Genomic DNA, 16,427 nt, shown 5'->3' on the forward strand with positions numbered 1-16,427 from the left:
AGAAGGTGTTAAACGATCCATTAATATCCACAGCCGAAAACGATGTGGCACAATAATAATCAGATAACGCTAAAGTAAATCCTGCAACATCGGGATGAGCGGCTCGTCAGCCGGCGGCATCGGATAGTCGCGTAGCGCCTGCGGACGCACCCATTTTAGCGCCTGCCCCTCCCGGCCCTGGGGAATGCCCTCATAGCGCCGGCAGATATAAAGCGGCATCAAAAGGTGGAAGGTCTCGTAGGAGTGGCTGGCAAAGGTAAGCGGCGCAAGGCAGGCGATCTTGGTGTTGATGCCGAGCTCTTCCTCAAGCTCGCGCACCAGCGTTTCCTCCGGCGTCTCACCGGGCTCGACCTTGCCGCCGGGAAACTCCCACAACCCGGCAAGCGACTTTCCCTCGGGACGTTGTGCCAACAGGATACGCCCATCGGCATCGATCAGCGCACAGGCGGCGACCAGCAATATCTTCCGGCCTGCCTCGCTCATCGCGGCTCCTGCTGCCAATAGCAATAATGATAGGCGTCGCGAAAACCCAGGCGCTCATAGAGTGCGATGGCCGGGCGGTTGGACAGCTTCACCTGCAGCCAGGCCGAACGGGCGCTACGCATGCGCGCCCAGCGCAGCGCCGAGGTGAGGATTTCGGTGCCGAGCCCCTCGCGCCGCCGCGCCTCGGAGACCGAAAGCGACATGATCCCGGCAAGGTCATTGTCCTGGACGCAGAGCACGGTCGCAAGCGGGCCGTCCGCCGCATTCTCGATCATGAACAGGCCGGATGGCGGCTTGATCGCTGAAATGATTTCGGCAAGCGCCGGCTTCAGCCTCAGTGGCGCCCGGTCGACGGCGAGGTTGGCGTCGACGAAACGGCCGACATCGTGAGTCGGCAGGTGATCGAGCGTATCCGGCAGCTCCGCCTCGGCAAGGTCGCAGGTCATCACCACCGTATCGTCGAAGCGCGTCCAGTTCTGCGCGCGCAGAAGTTCGATCAGCACCGGCGAGGCCAGCGGCGTCTGGCGGACCACAGCGGCGCGGCCATAGGCCTCGAACTTTCGGCGCGCCTTTTCCAGGCGGATTTCGACATCGCGATGATCCGAGGGATCGAGCGGCACGATCGAATTCAGCCGGTTGGACGGGTGACCGGCCGTCAGGCGCACCTGCCAGCTGCCGTCATATTGCACGGATGCCGCCGGCCAGGCGCGAAAGCCGACGGCCTCCAGCCTGCGCACCAGCGGCAGATTGTGTGAGAAAATGGATACCTGCGCCAATGAACGATCAGCTCCGATAGTCGCCATTGATCGCAACATATTCCTTGGTGAGGTCGCAGGTCCAGACGGTTGCTGTGCCGCCGCCGAGGCCGATATCGACTTTGACGGGGATATCCTGCGCCTTCATGACGTTCGAGGCGGCCTCCTCGGAATAATCGGCATCACGCTCGCCATTGACGGCGACCCTGATGTCGCCGAACCAGATGGCGAGCCGGTCGCGGTCAGCCATCTCGCCGGACTTGCCGACGGCCATGACGATACGGCCCCAATTGGCGTCTTCGCCGGCGGCCGCCGTCTTGACCAGCGGCGAATTGGCGATCGATAGCGCGATACGCTTGGCGGCGGCATCGCTCTCGGCACCCGTCACGGTGATTTCAAGCATCTTGGTGGCACCCTCTCCGTCGCGCACCACCTGCAGCGACAGGTCCTTCAGCACTTCATTGAGTGCGGCCCGGAAGGCGGCAAGGCGCGGATCATCGGCACGTTCGATGCGGGCCTGGCCGTCCTCGGCCGCGGCTCCCGTTGCAAACAGCATCAACGTATCGGAGGTGGAGGTGTCACTGTCGACGGTCATGGAATTGAAGGTCGGGCCAACGCCGTCAGATAGAAGCGCCTGCAGCGCGGCTGGCGCAATGTCGGCATCGGTGACGACGAAGGAGAGCATCGTCGCCATATCAGGCGCGATCATGCCGGCGCCCTTGGCGATGCCGTTGATCGTCACGGCCACGCCGCCGATCTCGGCGCTGCGGGTCGAAACCTTCGGATAGGTGTCGGTCGTCATGATCGCCTTGGCCGCCTCGAACCAGAAATCGCCGGTCGCTTCGACCTGCATTCGGTCCAGAACGCCTGAGAATTTGGTGGCATCCAGCGGCTCGCCGATGACGCCGGTCGAGGCCAGATAGACCTCGTTTTCGGCGCAGCCGACGGCAGCGGCAGCCGACTTCGCCGTCAGCGCGGTCGCCTGCCGGCCCTTCAGGCCGGTGAAAGCATTAGCATTGCCGGAATTGACGACGACGGCGCGGGCGCTGCCATGGGGGAGATTGGCCCGGCAGAAATCCACCGGCGCCGACGGGCACTTCGAGCGGGTAAAAACGCCCGCAACAGTCGCCGGCCTGTCAAAGACCATCATCAGCACATCTGTGCGGTTCTTGTACTTGATGCCGGCGGAAGCCGTCGCCATCCGCACGCCGCGCAGCGGTGGCATCGAGACGAAGGATTTCGGGGCGAGCGGAGAGACGGAACCGGACATGATGAGACCTGCCAATGAGCACTTCCAGGCGAAATGGAAACCGGTTCGCCGTCCGGAAATGCGACAACAAACGATGCCAGAGCATGATGCCGAAAAGTGTCAGCGGCTTTCGGACGACACCATGCTCACCTTCTTTGATTTAGATCCGGATGATTTTAGGCCGATCAGGCCCAAAATCATCCGGATCTAATGAAGGGCCCGGAAGAACCGGGCCCTGATGCGAATATTACTGCTGCGGCGCCGGCGCGACGGGCTCACTGCCCGGCTCCGGCTGCTTGTTGGCCTGGTCGTAACCCTTGCGCAGCGTCTCGTCCGTGATCTCGATCTTGGCGGAGGCCTTCGCCTTGTTCAGAAGCTCAAGATACTTGTCGCGCATGACGAGCTGACGAACCTGATCCTGCACCTGCTCGAAGGGCGGCGGCGGAGCGTCGCGCTTATCCTCGACCTTGATGACGTGGAAGCCGAAATCGGTCTTAACCGGCGTCTTGGAATAGGTGCCCTTCTCAAGCGCGAAGGCTGCGTCCTCGAATTCCTTGACCATGCGGCCGCGCGTGAAATAGCCGAGGTCGCCGCCTTCCGACTTGTTCGGATCGGTGGACTTTTCCTTGGCGAGTTCGGCGAAATCCTTGCCGGCATCGAGCTGCTTGATGATGTCCTTGGCTTCGTCCTCGGTCTTGACGAGGATGTGACGGGCGTGGACTTCCTCCTGCTTCGGCAGGGCAGCGACTTCCTTGTCGTAACGGGCCTTGACTTCCTCAGGCGTCACGATGTCGACGACATGCTTCTTGAAATAGGCATTGTGCAGCTCGCGGTCGGTGAGATACTGCATGCGCTTCTTGAATTCGTCGGCTTGATCAAGCTTCTCAGCCGCAGCGTCGGCGGCGAGCAGCTTCACGTCGATGGCGGCGGAAAGGGCTGCGACCTTCTTCTGGTCATCTGGAAGCTGCGCCAGCTGCGGGTCGAGATTGGCGACCGCAAGGTCGAGTTCCGACTGGTGGATCTCCAGAGTGCCGACCTTGGCGATGACGGCGTCATCGGCATGGGCCGGGCCCTGGAGCGCAACAAAAGTTGCAAACGCCAGAACGGCAAGTTTGTTGGTGCTCAACATGAAATACCCTTCACAGTTACATTGCCGGTTTCAGCATCCCCTGAATCCAGCCCAAAATAGCCATCAACACCGGATTGTGGCCTTTCTGTATCCGCCAAATCCGTTGACATCATTCGACCCCCCTCTTATCTGTCACGCAACCTCGCGTCCAGAACAGTTTCCGGGCGTTTTAAGGCGCGCGCCTGATTTTCGGCTGGGCCGCGGACAAGAAACGCCGGGGATGAATATTGAGAAAGGGCCAGTCATATGGTCAGCTTTGGCGGTATAGCCCGCAAGTTATTTGGGTCTTCCAACGACCGCCGCGTGCGGTCCTACCAGCCGAACGTCACTGCCATCAACTCTATCGAAGAGAAGACGAAGGCCCTGACGGACGAGCAGCTCGCGGCAAAGACCGTGGAGTTTCGCGCCCTGCTCGCCGAGGGCAAGACGCTCGACGACATTTTGATCCCGGCCTTTGCAGTCGTGCGCGAAGCCTCGCGCCGCGTTCTCGGCCTGCGACCTTTTGACGTACAGCTGGTCGGCGGCATGATCCTGCATTCGAATGCGATTGCCGAGATGAAGACCGGCGAAGGCAAGACCCTCGTCGCCACCCTGCCGGTCTATCTGAACGCGCTTTCCGGCAAGGGCGTACACGTCGTCACCGTCAACGATTACCTCGCCCAGCGCGATGCCGCGACCATGGGCCGCGTCTACGGCTTCCTCGGCATGACCACCGGCGTCATTGTCCACGGCCTTTCCGACGAGGAACGCCACGCCGCCTATGCCTGCGACATCACTTACGCCACCAACAACGAACTCGGCTTCGATTATCTGCGCGATAACATGAAGTACGAGAAGAACCAGATGGTCCAGCGCGGCCACAACTTCGCAATCGTCGACGAAGTGGACTCGATCCTCGTCGACGAGGCGCGCACGCCGCTGATCATCTCAGGTCCGCTCGACGACCGCTCCGAACTCTATAATACGATCGACGCCTTCATTCCGCTGCTGGCGCCGAGCGATTACGAGATCGATGAGAAGCAGCGCTCCGCCAACTTCTCCGAAGAGGGCACCGAGAAGCTGGAAAACCTGCTCCGCCAGGCCGGCCTCTTGAAGGGCAACGCGCTCTACGACATTGAGAACGTCGCAATCGTTCATCACGTCAACAATGCGCTGAAGGCCCACAAGCTCTTCCAGCGCGACAAGGACTATATCGTCCGCAATGACGAAGTCGTCATCATCGACGAGTTCACCGGTCGCATGATGCCGGGCCGCCGCTATTCGGAAGGTCAGCACCAAGCGCTCGAAGCCAAGGAAAAGGTGCAGATCCAGCCGGAAAACCAGACGCTGGCCTCGATCACCTTCCAGAACTACTTCCGCATGTACGACAAGCTCGCCGGCATGACCGGCACGGCACAGACGGAAGCGGAAGAATTCGCCAACATCTACAATCTCGATGTCATCGAGGTCCCGACCAACCTGCCGATCAAGCGCCTCGACGAGGACGACGAGGTCTACCGGACCTTCGACGAGAAGTTCAAGGCGATCATCGAGGAGATCCTCGACGCCCACAAGCGCGGCCAGCCGGTGCTGGTCGGCACCACCTCGATCGAGAAATCGGAATTGCTTGCCGAGCGCCTGCGCAAGCAGGGCTTCGACGACTTCAAGGTCCTGAACGCCCGCTACCACGAGCAGGAAGCCTACATCGTCGCCCAGGCCGGCGTGCCGGGTGCCATCACCATCGCCACCAACATGGCCGGCCGCGGCACCGACATCCAGCTCGGCGGCAACCTCGACATGCGCATTGAGCGCGAACTCGGCGAAGTCGAAGCCGGTCCGGAGCGTGACGCCCGGATCCAGGCGATCATCGAGGAGATCAAGGCACTCAAGCAGAAGGCGCTCGAAGCCGGCGGCCTCTACGTCATTGCCACCGAGCGCCATGAAAGCCGCCGCATCGACAACCAGCTGCGCGGCCGCTCCGGCCGTCAAGGCGACCCCGGCCGCTCGAAGTTCTACCTCTCGCTTCAGGACGACCTGATGCGCATCTTCGGCTCCGACCGCATGGACAGCATGCTGACCAAGCTCGGCCTCAAGGAGGGCGAGGCGATCGTCCATCCCTGGATCAACAAGGCCCTGGAGCGCGCCCAGAAGAAGGTCGAAGCCCGTAACTTCGACATCCGCAAGAACCTCTTGAAGTATGACGACGTTCTCAACGATCAGCGCAAGGTGATCTTCGAGCAGCGCCTCGAACTGATGGAATCGACCAATATTTCCGAGACCGTTTCCGACATGCGCCGTGAGGTGATCGAAGACATGGTCGAAAAGCATATCCCCGAGCGCGCCTATGCCGAACAATGGGATGCCGCCGGCCTGAAGACCGGCGCTTTGAACATCCTCAACCTCGACCTGCCGATCGAGGACTGGGTGAAGGAAGAAGGCATCGGCGAGGACGATATCCGTGAGCGCCTGACGGAAGCCACCAATGCGGCCTTCACGGAAAAGGCCGAGCGTTTCGGCGACGACATCATGCATTATGTCGAACGTTCGATCGTCATGCAGACGCTCGATCATCTCTGGCGCGAACACATCGTCAACCTCGACCATCTGCGCTCCGTCATCGGCTTCCGTGGCTATGCCCAACGCGATCCTCTGCAGGAATACAAGTCGGAAGCCTTCGAGCTCTTCACGGCGCTGCTCAACAATCTGCGCGAAGCCGTCACCGCCCAGCTGATGCGCGTCGAACTGGTGCAGCAGGCGCCCGCCGAGCCTGAACCGCCGCTGATGCAGGCCCATCACCTGGATCCTACGACCGGCGAGGACGATTTCGCCCCGGCGATCTACCAGGCATCGGAAGTCATCGTTTCTCCTGAAAACCGCAACCCGGATGATCCATCCACCTGGGGCAAGATCGGCCGCAACGAGACCTGCCCCTGCGGCTCCGGCAAGAAATACAAGCATTGCCACGGCGCCTTCGAGCAGGTCTGAGGCAAGCCGCAAAGATCCGCGAAAATGCCGCCTCCGGGCGGCATTTTCTTTTCTGCGGCAACGCCGGAAAACCGGAATTTCAGCGTCCGACGGCAACCCCAAACCAGAACCGTTTCTTAACCCTGTTCTGTCAAGACTTCCGGGACGATTTGCCTGACCTTTTAGAGTTTTGCGTGTTCATCATGGCGGTCATAGAAACAGCGGAGAAGATGCTGCCCGCGGGCCTGCGCCCGATCGGCGGCCGCACGCTGCGCATGCTTGCTGCCGTGCTCACCGAACGCGGTGAAAAGGCGGCCGCTCAGCGCATGGCGCTGACGGCCTTTTCGATTCGTATCCTCAGCGCCGCACTCGCCTTCGTCTCCCAGATCGTGCTCGCCCGGCTGATGGGCGAATATGAATATGGCATCTTCGTTTTCGTCTGGGTGCTGGTCGTCGTCTTCGGCGATCTCTCATGCCTCGGTTTCCACACCGCGATCATCCGCTTCCTGCCGCAATACAGGGCAGCGGGCGCTTTCGAGGAAATCCGCGGCCTGACCGGCACGGCGCGCATCTTTGCGCTGCTTTCCGGCACGGCGGTGCTCGCCGCTGGCATGCTCGGCCTGCATTTCTTCGGCGATAAGATCCAGGTCTATTATCTCGTCCCGATCTTCATCGGCCTGCTCGCCATGCCGATGATCGCGCTCGGCGACATTTTGGAAGGCACGTCGCGGGCGAACCACTGGCCGGTGATGGCGCTGAGCCCGGTCTATATCGTCCGCCCGATCCTCATCATCCTTTTCATGCTGATCGCGATTGCCATCGGCGCCGAGCACACGGCCGTCACCGCGATGCAGGCAGCACTCGTCGCCACCTTCGTCACCGCCCTCGGCCAGTATGCCGCAACGCTCTACCGCCTGCGCCGGCATTATGACGAAGGCCCGCGCAAGGTCGATTTCATCGCCTGGTTCAGCGTCGCCTTTCCGATTTTCCTGATCGAGGGCGTGAGCTTCCTGCTGACCAATTCCGACGTCGTCGTCGTCGGCATCTTCCTCGAGCCGCACGACGTCGCCATCTACTTCGCCGCCGCCAAGACGATGGCGCTGGTGCATTTCATCAATTTCTCGGTCAAGGCAGCCTCCGGCCCGCGCTTTTCCTCGATCATCGCCGAAGGCGACCATGCTCAGCTCGCAACCGCTGCCATCGACGCCGCCCGCTGGACCTTCTGGCCGGCGCTCGGGGTCGGTCTTGTCGTGCTTGCGGCCGGTCATCTGCTGCTGTCGCTCTTCGGCGGCGCCTTTACGTCAGGTTATCTGGTGATGGCGATCCTGCTCGCCGGCATCCTCGCGAAATCGCTGGTCGGCCCGGCCGAAACGCTGCTGATGATGGCAGGCAAGCAGAACCTCTGCGTCGCGCTCTATGCCGGCGCACTGACCGCCAACGTCAGCCTCAACCTTGCTTTGATCCCGCATTACGGCATCGAGGGCACGGCGATCGCCACGGCCTCGGCCATGGCCGTCGAGGCGATCCTGCTGCATGTCGCCGTGCGCCGCACGCTCGGCATCGTCCTTTTCGCTTTCGCCGGCCCCTCCGCCGCAACGCCAGAAATGAGAGTTCGATAGATGGTGCGTGTTCCCCCCGTTACCGAAAGCACCGACAGCACCGCGAACCGCATGTTGCATGATCTCGCCGCGCTGAATTTCGACGCGCCGCAGGCCGAGGCTCGCGCCGAGATCGGCCGACCGGGCCGCGAGCTCTGCCTCTACCCCGGCAAGCTCGGCTATGAGCTCCAGGATGAACTCGATTTCCTCTCCAACCGGGCGATGGAACCGAACGTCTTTTTCTCCGGCCGCTTCCTCGCCCCCGCCATGCCGCGGCTCGAAGATCGGCAGGTGAACTTCGCCCTGATCCGCGATCACAATGCCGGCCGCAGCCGCATGCGGTTCCTCTTGCCGTTTTCGGTCGACAAGCCGGGCTTCGCCGTCGGCCCGTCGATCATCCGCGGCTGGTCGAACAGCTTCGGTCCGCTCGGCACGCCGCTTGTCGATGGCGAGGATGCAGCCGAGACCCTCGACAATCTTTTCGAGGGGCTGACCGCTCGCGATCTCAATCTGCCCGGCATATTGGTTCTGCCGGATCTGCGGCTGAACGGTATCTTCGTGCGCATGGTCAAGGCCGTGGCGCTCAGCCGCAATCTTCCAGTCACCGTCACCAATCCTTACGAGCGCCCGATGCTGCAGAGCGAGGATGAGGCGCCCGTCTATCTCGGCAAAACCATCTCCTCCTCGCACATGCGCGAGATGCGCCGCCAGTGGCGCCTGCTGGAGGAGTTGGGAACAGCGGTCTATGCCGTCGCCCGCCAGCCGCGCGAAATCCATATCCGCTTCGAGGAATTCCTGGCAATGGAAGCCGGCGGCTGGAAGGGCAAGCGGCGAAGCGCTCTCGTCACCGATCGTTATCATACGGCCTTCGCCCGTGAGGCGGTGTCAAACCTTGCCGCCGTCGATGCCGTGCGTATTCACACGATCGATCTCAACGGCAAGGCGATTGCCGCCATCGTCGTGCTGATGATGGGCGGCGAGGCCTATACCTGGAAGACCGCCTACGATGAAAACTATGCCCGCTATTCGCCGGGCAAGCTGCTGATGAACGAACTCACCGAATGGCATCTCGACGATGCCAACATCGTCCGCTCCGATTCCTGCGCCGTCTCGGATCATCCGATCATGAGCCGCTTCTGGCAGGAGCGCGAGGAGATGGGAACGCTGGTGATCGGCCTGACGCAGAACAGCGACCGCGACATGCGCCAGGTCTCAGCCCAGCTCCACATGTACCGCAGCACCCGCAACATGGCGAAGATGCTGCGCGAGAAGATCATGTCGCTCGCCGGGCGGGGCTAAATCAATTCCAGCAGAAGTGCCTAAAGCATGTCGCGCAAAAGTGTGCGCGGTTTTGCGATAACGACATGCGTAAAAACAAAGACCTAAAGCGCGAGGGGGCGAATCTGAAAGATTGCGACGCGCTTTAGCGGTTTTGCGTCCGGAAATGCTCTATCGCTCGCTGGCCGCCCTCTCCCGCAGCAGCCGGCGGATCACCTTGCCGGTGGTCGTCAGCGGCAAGGCATCGATGAATTCCACCTCGCGGGGATATTCGTGCATCGAAAGCCGCGTCTTCACCCACTCCCTTATGTCGGCGGCCAGCGCCTCGCTTGGGTGATGGCCTGGTGAAAGCACGATATAGGCCTTGACGATTTCGGTGCGCACGGTATCGGGCTTGCCGACGGCGGCGGCAAGCTGCACGGCGGGATGGCCGATCAGACAGTCCTCGATCTCGGCCGGGCCGATGCGATATCCCGATGAGGTGATGACGTCGTCGTCGCGGCCTTCGAAGGTAACATAGCCCTCGGCGTCCTGCCGGCCGATATCGCCGGTGAGCAGCCAGCCCTTGGCGAATTTTCGTTTCGTCGCCGCCGCATCGTCCCAGTAGCCGAGGAACATGACAGGATCGGGACTGGCGATGGCGATCTGGCCCGGTTCGCCGACGGGCAGCTCATCGCCCGTCTCGCTGACGATCGCGACGCGATGCCCGGGCACCGCCCGTCCGATGGCGCCCGCCTTGGTGACGCCATAGGCAGCGCTCGACGCGAGCACGAAATTGCACTCCGTCTGGCCGTAGAATTCGTTGACGGTGATGTCGAGCGTACCCCGCGCCCACTCATAAGTCTCGCGGCCGAGCGCCTCCCCGGCCGAGCCGATGGTGCGCAGCACCAGATCATATTTCGAGCGCGGATCGGAAACGGATCTCATCAACCTCAGCGCCGTCGGCGGAATGAAGGCATTGCGCACTTTCATCTCCGCCATGATGCGATAGGCCATGTCGGCATCGAATTTCTGCGCTGGCGACGAGACGACGGGAACGCCGAGCAGAAGGCTCGGCAGCAGCGCATTGAGCAGGCCGCCGGCCCAGGCCCAGTCGGACGGCGTCCAGACCTTGTCGCCCGGTTGCGGAAAACCCTCATGGGCAAACTGCATGCCGGGAATATGGCCGGGCAGGACACGGTGGCCATGCAAGGCGCCCTTGGGCGGCCCCGTCGTTCCCGACGTGAAGATCATCAGCGCCGGATCGTCCGGACCGGTTTTGGCGACGTCGAAGACAGGAGGATAGCTATCCACCAGTTCGGCGAAAGCGGCCGCATCGGCACTCGCCCCGTCGATACTGACGACATGTTTCAGCGCCGGCAGGCGCCCGCGGATCTGCCGGATGCGTTCGAGACCGAAGCCATTGGTGACGACGGCCACAGCACCTGCCGCCTTCAGCCGGTATTCCAGCGCCTCGACGCCGAAGAGCAGCGCCAGCGGCAGAGCAATCGCGCCTGTCTTGTAGATCGCCACATGCGCGATCACCGTTTCGAAGGATTGCGGCAATAGCAGCGCGACGCGATCGCCGCGTTGGATATCAAGCGAAACGAGCGCATTTGCGAAGGCCGAGGAACGGTCGGCGAGCGCGCGATAGGTCATTACACGGTGATCGCCGTCCGGGCTGAAATGTTCGAGGCAGACGCGCTCGGGCGCACGCGCCGCCCAGTCGTCGCTGACGGCGCGGCCGATATTGAAATCCTCCGGAATCCGCCAGGAGAAATCGCGATAAAGATCGTCGTAGCGATCGTGGGACGGCAGTTGCATGGTCGGATTCCGGTAAAATGCTGCATCAGCTAACACCTTGTAGCTGGGATGTGCAAGCCGAAGCCAGAAGCGGCAGTGACGAGCGCGGCTTCAAAAGCCGATCACGGATCATTGTGCGCACGCAGCATAAATTCTTCATTTGCCGCCCCTGCGACTTTAGCCATCTCGCGCTAAATCATGGAAGCCAGCCTGGGGTCATCGAATTCATCACGGAGTCGTTTCATGGAATACGCAAAATTTGGAAAGACCGGTCTCGAAGTGTCGAAAATCTGCTTGGGCTGCATGACCTTCGGCGATCCCGGCCGCGGCAATCATGCCTGGAGCCTGCGGGAAGAAGAAAGCCGGACGATGATCAAGCAGGCGATCGACCTCGGCATCAATTTCCTCGACACCGCCAACACCTATTCCAACGGTTCTTCGGAGGAGATCGTCGGCCGCGCCATCAAAGACTTCGCCAAGCGCGAGGACATCGTGCTGGCGACCAAGGTGTTCAACCGCATGCGGCCGGGCCCGAACGGCGCCGGCCTGTCGCGCAAGGCGATCTTCGACGAGATCGACAATAGTCTGCGTCGTCTCGGCACCGACTATGTCGATCTCTACCAGATCCACCGTTTCGACTATACGACGCCGATCGAGGAAACGCTGGAAGCGCTGCACGACGTCGTCAAATCTGGCAAGGCGCGTTATATCGGCGCCTCCTCGATGTATGCTTGGCAATTCGCCAAGGCGCTTTACGTCTCCAGGCTGAACGGTTGGACCGAATTCGTCAGCATGCAGGACCACCTGAACCTGCTCTACCGTGAGGAAGAGCGCGAAATGCTGCCGCTTTGCGAGGATCAGAAAATCGCCGTCATCCCCTGGAGCCCGCTTGCCCGCGGCCGCCTGACCCGCGACTGGGACGAGACGACGGCCCGCAGCGAAACCGACGAATTCGGCAAGACGCTCTACACGCAGTCCATCGATGCCGACCGCAAGATCGTCGGAGCCGTGGCCGAGATCGCCAAGGCCCGCAACATCTCCCGCGCCCAGGTCGCAACTGCCTGGATCCTGCAGAAAAGTGCGGTGACCGCCCCGATCATCGGCGCGTCCAAACCGAACCACCTCAGAGACGCCGTCGCCTCACTCTCGGTCAAGCTCACCGCCGAGGAAATCGCGGCCCTGGAAGCACCCTACATCCCGCACGCCATCGCCGGCTTCAAATAGCCGCTGGCTTCTCGGTCCTCAGGCATATGCAAGGCGGATTCTCTCCCTCTCCACCTGGAGGGGGAGAGCGAAACCACGGCTTTCCGCGATTGAGACTATGTCCGACTGCCGGGATCGAGCTGCCGGCGCATCGTCACCAAAAACTGCTCGGCAAGCGTCCTGTCTTCGACCGCGCGGGCAAGAATGACAGCACCCATCATCGATGAGAGCGTCGTCGTGGCATTGGCGCGGCGCTCCTCTTCCGTTTCGCCGGGAACGATATCAGCAAGCGTATCGACCAGCACGGACAGGCCATCGCTGAAGACTTCACGGACCGCGCCGCGGCTGCGGCTCACCTCCTGGATCAGCGTTGCGAAGACGCAGCTGCCGCCCGGATCGTCAACCGTACGCCAGTGGATGTAATGGTCGAGAAGCGCTGCCAGCGGCCGGTCGGGCGATTCGGCGATATGTTCCTTCCAGCGCGTTTCGACCCTGTCGATCAGCTTGCGGCTGACCTCCAGCGCCAGGTCATCCTTTGAATCGAAATGACCATAGAAGCCGCCATGCGTCAGACCCGCCGCTTTCATGATGTCGGCAACGCCGACCCCGTCGAAACCGTTTTCTCGGAAAAGCACGCCGGCAACGCTCAGGATCTTTTCGCGGTTTTCGGCAAATTTTTCGCGGCTGACCCGCATTGTCATCTCCAGAAATAGTCGCTTGACAAAATATATGACGTCCATCATCAATACGCAAGAAATATGATGACCATCATGTAAATCGATCCAGTATCTTCTCGAACCTGAATTCAAACGGAATCTTGCCCATGGTTTCCACAGCCCTCGCCTCCACCCTTGCCCGGCGCAACATCCATTACGGCTGGGTCGTCGTTGCCGCGACCTTTCTCACCATGCTGGTCACCGCCGGCGCCATGGGCGCACCCGGCGTTCTCATCAAGCCGCTGCAGGATGAGTTCGGCTGGGAGACCTCGCAGATTTCCTCGGCCCTTGCGATCCGCCTGATCCTTTTCGGTTTCATGGGTCCGTTCGCCGCCGCCTTCATGAATTATTTCGGCGTGCGCAAGGTCATTGTCTTCGCACTGGCGCTGATCGGCGCGGGCTTCGTCGGTTCGCTGTTCATGACGACGCTGTGGCAGTTGCTATTGCTCTGGGGCATTGTCGTCGGTTTCGGTACGGGATTGACGGCTATGGTGCTCGCCGCAACGGTCTCCAGCCGCTGGTTCACCAAGCATCGCGGCCTCGTCGTCGGCATGCTCTCGGCAAGCTCGGCCACCGGCCAGCTCGTCTTTCTGCCGCTGATGGCGGAGCTGACGGAACGTTATGGCTGGCGCTCGACGGTGTTTTTCGTCTGTGCCATGATCATGGTTGCAGCCCTTGCCGTGCTTGCCTTCATGCGCGACCGCCCCGCCGACCTCAACCTGCCCTCTTTCGGTGAGACGCAGGTGACGCCGCCACCGGCAAGCACTTCCCTCGCCGCCGCGCTGATGACGCCGATCACTGTCCTCAAGGAAATCTCGAAGACCTCGACCTTCTGGATCCTCTTTGCCACCTTCTTCATCTGCGGTCTCAGCACCAACGGCCTGATCCAGACCCATTTTGTCACCCTCTGCGGCGATTTCGGCATCGTGCCGGTGGCTGCCGCCAGCGTGCTGGCCGTCATGGGCATCTTCGATTTCTTCGGAACCATCGGTTCCGGCTGGCTGTCCGACCGCTTCGACAATCGTTGGCTGCTCTTCTGGTATTACGGCCTGCGCGGCCTGTCGCTGCTCTACCTGCCCTTCAGCGATTTCAGCTTTTACGGCCTCTCCATCTTCGCCGTTTTCTACGGCCTCGACTGGATTGCCACCGTGCCGCCGACCGTCAAGATCGCCGCCGACCGCTTCGGCCGCGAAAAGACCGGCCTCGTCTTCGGCTGGGTCTTTGCCGGACATCAGCTGGGAGCCGCCACCGCCGCCTATGGCGCCGGCCTCTCGCGCACCGAGCTTTCGAGCTACCTGCCTGCTTTCTTCGTCGCCGGCGCCTTCTGCCTGCTGGCCTCGATCCTGGCGATCACGCTGAAGAAGTCCGGCCTGAGCAACCCGGCACCGGCCGCCGCCCATTGATATCAGACAGGATCCGGCCTCGAAGCGAGGCCGGATCTCTCTACCGGATCAGCCCGATAACTTCGCTTGCGCGTCTTGCGCGTCCGGGCGCTCGCATGTTAGACAGCCGCCCGTTCGTATCCGTTGCCCCATTGGCGGAATTGGTAGACGCGCTCGACTCAAAATCGAGTTTCGAAAGAAGTGCTGGTTCGACTCCGGCATGGGGCACCACCAAAATCTTCAAGCTCTTTGTCGGATAGTTCAAGCAACGCAAGCGGACTGCGTCGTCTCGCGTGGACGATCTGGGAAACCCCCGCCTGCAATGTGAGAGAGCGGCGAGGACAATATCGAGATCACAGTACTTCAAAGACTTCGTATTCGACACCGCCTGGACACCTGCCGCCCGTTGCGACCGCGACAATGCTGTTAAGCCAAGCGTGAGCAGGCGCGGCGGTCTCGAAATACGGTGTCGTGCGCAGATAATATTCCGAAGCGTCGACCGTTTCGCCACGCGCCAAACGCTCGTCGACGGCCTGTGACGCACGCCTGACGCCGCGATAGGTCATGAGGACGAGGCCCCCGTCGTCGGCGACGAGGAGAAGCCTGACATCTTGCTGAAATGTGCCGTCGGTACGAGCGAGCAGGAGATCCGATCCGATCAGCGGCGATACTTCTCCTTTCAGGCGCTCCCCTTGGAAATATCCGCCCGAGACAGGAAAAATGCGCCGGCCGCCGGCTGGCGTCTGCCCAAGCTCCAGCGTTGGATGAAGCGCGATGAAGAGTGTAAACAGGTGCTGAGATTGCAGGGACACAGTAAATCTCCTATTCTTGGCTGTCCCCCAAAATTGAACCAGGGCGTTCCGCATTCAAAACGCGCTTTGCTTGTCGTCACCGCAAGATAAATTGATCGTGAAGGGAAGCTGATCATGCGACCGTCATTAGAGTCTCTGCGCGTATTGGAAGCCTGTGTCTCGGCCGGCAGCTTCGCGCGCGCAGCCGAACGGTTGTTTCTGACACCAGCGGCGGTCAGCCTTCGTATTCGCACTCTGGAGGCTGAGCTCGGTCAGCCGCTTTTTACCCGCGCCGGTCGGCGAGTGGTCCCGACGGCCGCCGCCTCCGTTCTGGCAAACCGGGTCCGGGAGGCATTAACCAGGATCGGTGAGGCGCTCGCAGAATTTCAGGCGGCGACGCCGCCACTCAGGCTCACGGCGCCGCCGACCTTTGCGTCGCGCTGGCTTGCACCGCGTCTGGCGCGCTATCCTGCGCCAGAAGCTTCCGTCATCGAGGTCGACGTCTCGGTGGAAATACGTGACACGGGCGCATTCGACGTCGCCATAAGGACGGGTCGCGGCGGATGGGCCGGGCTGGAAGAATATCGGCTCGCTCCCGTAGAAGTGACGCCGATGCTGTCGCCTTCCCTGCTTGGAACGCGGAAACTTGCCGCGCCGCAGGCGCTTGCTGACTTCGCGCTTCTGCCGCACCCTGATTGGCAGCAATGGTTTAAGGAGGCTCAATGCGCGACCCCACAGGCTTTGCGCTTTTTGGCGGTCGATTACCCCACGCACGAGTTGGATGCCAATGCGGCGCTGGCAGGCGTGGGTGTGGCGCTGTTGTCGCCGTCGCTGTTTCGGCCGCTTTTGACCGAGGGCCGGTTGATCGCGCCGTTCCCCTACGTGCTGAGCGGGCCAGCCTGGCATTTTGCGCTCATCCGCGCCAATGACGCGCGCCAGGCGCCGCGGCAGCTCTGCGCATGGCTTTGCGAGCAGGCGCGTGAAGTCGCATAATTCCGAACCAAAGACACTGTGATGGCTTGGGCGAGATGATGGCCGCGGCCGCGCGCTAGCGAAAGACGACACTGCATCACCGCATCGACCGCCGCCCGTACCCGATAGAATTATTGGCCAAGGTC

14 protein-coding genes and 1 tRNA gene are annotated in these 16,427 nt (G+C 61.6%); 8 read left to right on the plus strand and 7 right to left on the minus strand.

Going from position 1 to position 16,427, the window contains the following annotated elements; translation table 11 throughout:
• Positions 1-69: 69 nt before the first annotated feature.
• The 3 genes from mutT to argJ are packed head-to-tail and all read right to left on the minus strand — an operon-like array spanning position 70 to position 2,508.
• Positions 70-483, minus strand: coding sequence for an 8-oxo-dGTP diphosphatase MutT (mutT, locus tag ACD590_RS19990; RefSeq protein WP_012759141.1), 414 nt, complete (start codon positions 481-483; stop codon positions 70-72).
• Positions 480-1,286: a GNAT family N-acetyltransferase gene (locus tag ACD590_RS19995; protein ID WP_018448081.1), complete on the minus strand. Its 807-nt coding sequence runs from the start codon at positions 1,284-1,286 to the stop codon at positions 480-482. The genes mutT and ACD590_RS19995 overlap by 4 nt, the downstream gene beginning before the upstream one ends.
• Positions 1,267-2,508: a bifunctional glutamate N-acetyltransferase/amino-acid acetyltransferase ArgJ gene (gene argJ / locus ACD590_RS20000; protein ID WP_018243753.1), complete on the minus strand. Its 1,242-nt coding sequence runs from the start codon at positions 2,506-2,508 to the stop codon at positions 1,267-1,269. The genes ACD590_RS19995 and argJ overlap by 20 nt, the downstream gene beginning before the upstream one ends.
• On the opposite strand from argJ, the gene ACD590_RS20005 reads away from it, so the two are divergent.
• Complete coding sequence (locus tag ACD590_RS20005) at positions 2,507-2,698, plus strand: hypothetical protein (protein WP_113543115.1); 192 nt, start codon at positions 2,507-2,509, stop codon at positions 2,696-2,698. The two genes, argJ and ACD590_RS20005, sit on opposite strands and share 2 nt — an antisense overlap.
• 36 nt (positions 2,699-2,734) lie before the next feature.
• Here ACD590_RS20005 and ACD590_RS20010 read toward each other — a convergent pair whose 3' ends face one another.
• Complete coding sequence (locus tag ACD590_RS20010) at positions 2,735-3,616, minus strand: peptidylprolyl isomerase (protein WP_439003221.1); 882 nt, start codon at positions 3,614-3,616, stop codon at positions 2,735-2,737.
• A gap of 246 nt (positions 3,617-3,862) precedes the next feature.
• On the opposite strand from ACD590_RS20010, the gene secA reads away from it, so the two are divergent.
• The 3 genes from secA (at position 3,863) to ACD590_RS20025 (ending at position 9,456) form a co-directional block, all read left to right on the plus strand.
• Positions 3,863-6,580, plus strand: coding sequence for a preprotein translocase subunit SecA (gene secA, locus ACD590_RS20015; RefSeq protein WP_018243756.1), 2,718 nt, complete (start codon positions 3,863-3,865; stop codon positions 6,578-6,580).
• A gap of 182 nt (positions 6,581-6,762) precedes the next feature.
• Entirely contained in the window at positions 6,763-8,178 is a 1,416-nt protein-coding gene (locus ACD590_RS20020; protein WP_247265136.1) for a lipopolysaccharide biosynthesis protein, read from the plus strand.
• Positions 8,179-9,456, plus strand: coding sequence for a GNAT family N-acetyltransferase (locus ACD590_RS20025; protein ID WP_247265137.1), 1,278 nt, complete (start codon positions 8,179-8,181; stop codon positions 9,454-9,456). It abuts the gene before it with no gap.
• A 150-nt stretch (positions 9,457-9,606) separates the two neighbouring features.
• Here the strand turns inward: ACD590_RS20025 and ACD590_RS20030 are convergent, their stop codons facing one another.
• Positions 9,607-11,238: an AMP-binding protein gene (locus ACD590_RS20030; protein WP_439003222.1), complete on the minus strand. Its 1,632-nt coding sequence runs from the start codon at positions 11,236-11,238 to the stop codon at positions 9,607-9,609.
• A 222-nt stretch (positions 11,239-11,460) separates the two neighbouring features.
• Here ACD590_RS20030 and ACD590_RS20035 point away from each other — a divergent pair, with 222 nt between their 5' ends.
• A complete protein-coding gene (locus ACD590_RS20035) occupies positions 11,461-12,441 on the plus strand; it encodes an aldo/keto reductase (protein ID WP_018448089.1) in 981 nt (326 codons plus the stop codon).
• Between the two features lie 95 nt (positions 12,442-12,536).
• On the opposite strand, the gene ACD590_RS20040 is transcribed toward ACD590_RS20035, so the two are convergent.
• Complete coding sequence (locus ACD590_RS20040; RefSeq protein WP_334539834.1) at positions 12,537-13,115, minus strand: TetR/AcrR family transcriptional regulator; 579 nt, start codon at positions 13,113-13,115, stop codon at positions 12,537-12,539.
• Between the two features lie 128 nt (positions 13,116-13,243).
• Here ACD590_RS20040 and ACD590_RS20045 point away from each other — a divergent pair, with 128 nt between their 5' ends.
• Complete coding sequence (locus ACD590_RS20045) at positions 13,244-14,539, plus strand: MFS transporter (protein ID WP_047623048.1); 1,296 nt, start codon at positions 13,244-13,246, stop codon at positions 14,537-14,539.
• Between the two features lie 125 nt (positions 14,540-14,664).
• Positions 14,665-14,749 (plus strand) — tRNA-Leu (locus tag ACD590_RS20050).
• Between the two features lie 122 nt (positions 14,750-14,871).
• On the opposite strand, the gene ACD590_RS20055 is transcribed toward ACD590_RS20050, so the two are convergent.
• Positions 14,872-15,330, minus strand: coding sequence for a DUF3237 domain-containing protein (locus tag ACD590_RS20055; protein WP_439003223.1), 459 nt, complete (start codon positions 15,328-15,330; stop codon positions 14,872-14,874).
• Positions 15,331-15,444: 114 nt separating this feature from the next.
• On the opposite strand from ACD590_RS20055, the gene ACD590_RS20060 reads away from it, so the two are divergent.
• The gene (locus tag ACD590_RS20060; protein WP_439003224.1) at positions 15,445-16,302 is read left to right on the plus strand and encodes a LysR family transcriptional regulator; all 858 of its coding nucleotides are present in this window, start codon (positions 15,445-15,447) and stop codon (positions 16,300-16,302) included.
• Positions 16,303-16,427 lie beyond the last annotated feature (125 nt).

The sequence above is a fragment of the Rhizobium sp. 862_C5_N1_2 genome (genome assembly GCF_051811205.1).
Taxonomy (GTDB): Bacteria; Pseudomonadota; Alphaproteobacteria; order Rhizobiales; family Rhizobiaceae; genus Rhizobium; species Rhizobium leguminosarum.

What these genes read in the sequence shown, in the direction of transcription:
- mutT (WP_012759141.1), bottom strand. Translation starts at nt 483, where the DNA reads ATGAGCGAGGCAGGCCGGAAGATATTGCTGGTCGCCGCCTGTGCGCTG.
- ACD590_RS19995 (WP_018448081.1), bottom strand. Translation starts at nt 1,286, where the DNA reads ATGGCGACTATCGGAGCTGATCGTTCATTGGCGCAGGTATCCATTTTC.
- ACD590_RS20005 (WP_113543115.1), top strand. Translation starts at nt 2,507, where the DNA reads ATGATGAGACCTGCCAATGAGCACTTCCAGGCGAAATGGAAACCGGTT.
- argJ (WP_018243753.1), bottom strand. Translation starts at nt 2,508, where the DNA reads ATGTCCGGTTCCGTCTCTCCGCTCGCCCCGAAATCCTTCGTCTCGATG.
- ACD590_RS20010 (WP_439003221.1), bottom strand. Translation starts at nt 3,616, where the DNA reads ATGTTGAGCACCAACAAACTTGCCGTTCTGGCGTTTGCAACTTTTGTT.
- secA (WP_018243756.1), top strand. Translation starts at nt 3,863, where the DNA reads ATGGTCAGCTTTGGCGGTATAGCCCGCAAGTTATTTGGGTCTTCCAAC.
- ACD590_RS20020 (WP_247265136.1), top strand. Translation starts at nt 6,763, where the DNA reads ATGGCGGTCATAGAAACAGCGGAGAAGATGCTGCCCGCGGGCCTGCGC.
- ACD590_RS20025 (WP_247265137.1), top strand. Translation starts at nt 8,179, where the DNA reads ATGGTGCGTGTTCCCCCCGTTACCGAAAGCACCGACAGCACCGCGAAC.
- ACD590_RS20030 (WP_439003222.1), bottom strand. Translation starts at nt 11,238, where the DNA reads ATGCAACTGCCGTCCCACGATCGCTACGACGATCTTTATCGCGATTTC.
- ACD590_RS20035 (WP_018448089.1), top strand. Translation starts at nt 11,461, where the DNA reads ATGGAATACGCAAAATTTGGAAAGACCGGTCTCGAAGTGTCGAAAATC.
- ACD590_RS20040 (WP_334539834.1), bottom strand. Translation starts at nt 13,115, where the DNA reads ATGCGGGTCAGCCGCGAAAAATTTGCCGAAAACCGCGAAAAGATCCTG.
- ACD590_RS20045 (WP_047623048.1), top strand. Translation starts at nt 13,244, where the DNA reads ATGGTTTCCACAGCCCTCGCCTCCACCCTTGCCCGGCGCAACATCCAT.
- ACD590_RS20060 (WP_439003224.1), top strand. Translation starts at nt 15,445, where the DNA reads ATGCGACCGTCATTAGAGTCTCTGCGCGTATTGGAAGCCTGTGTCTCG.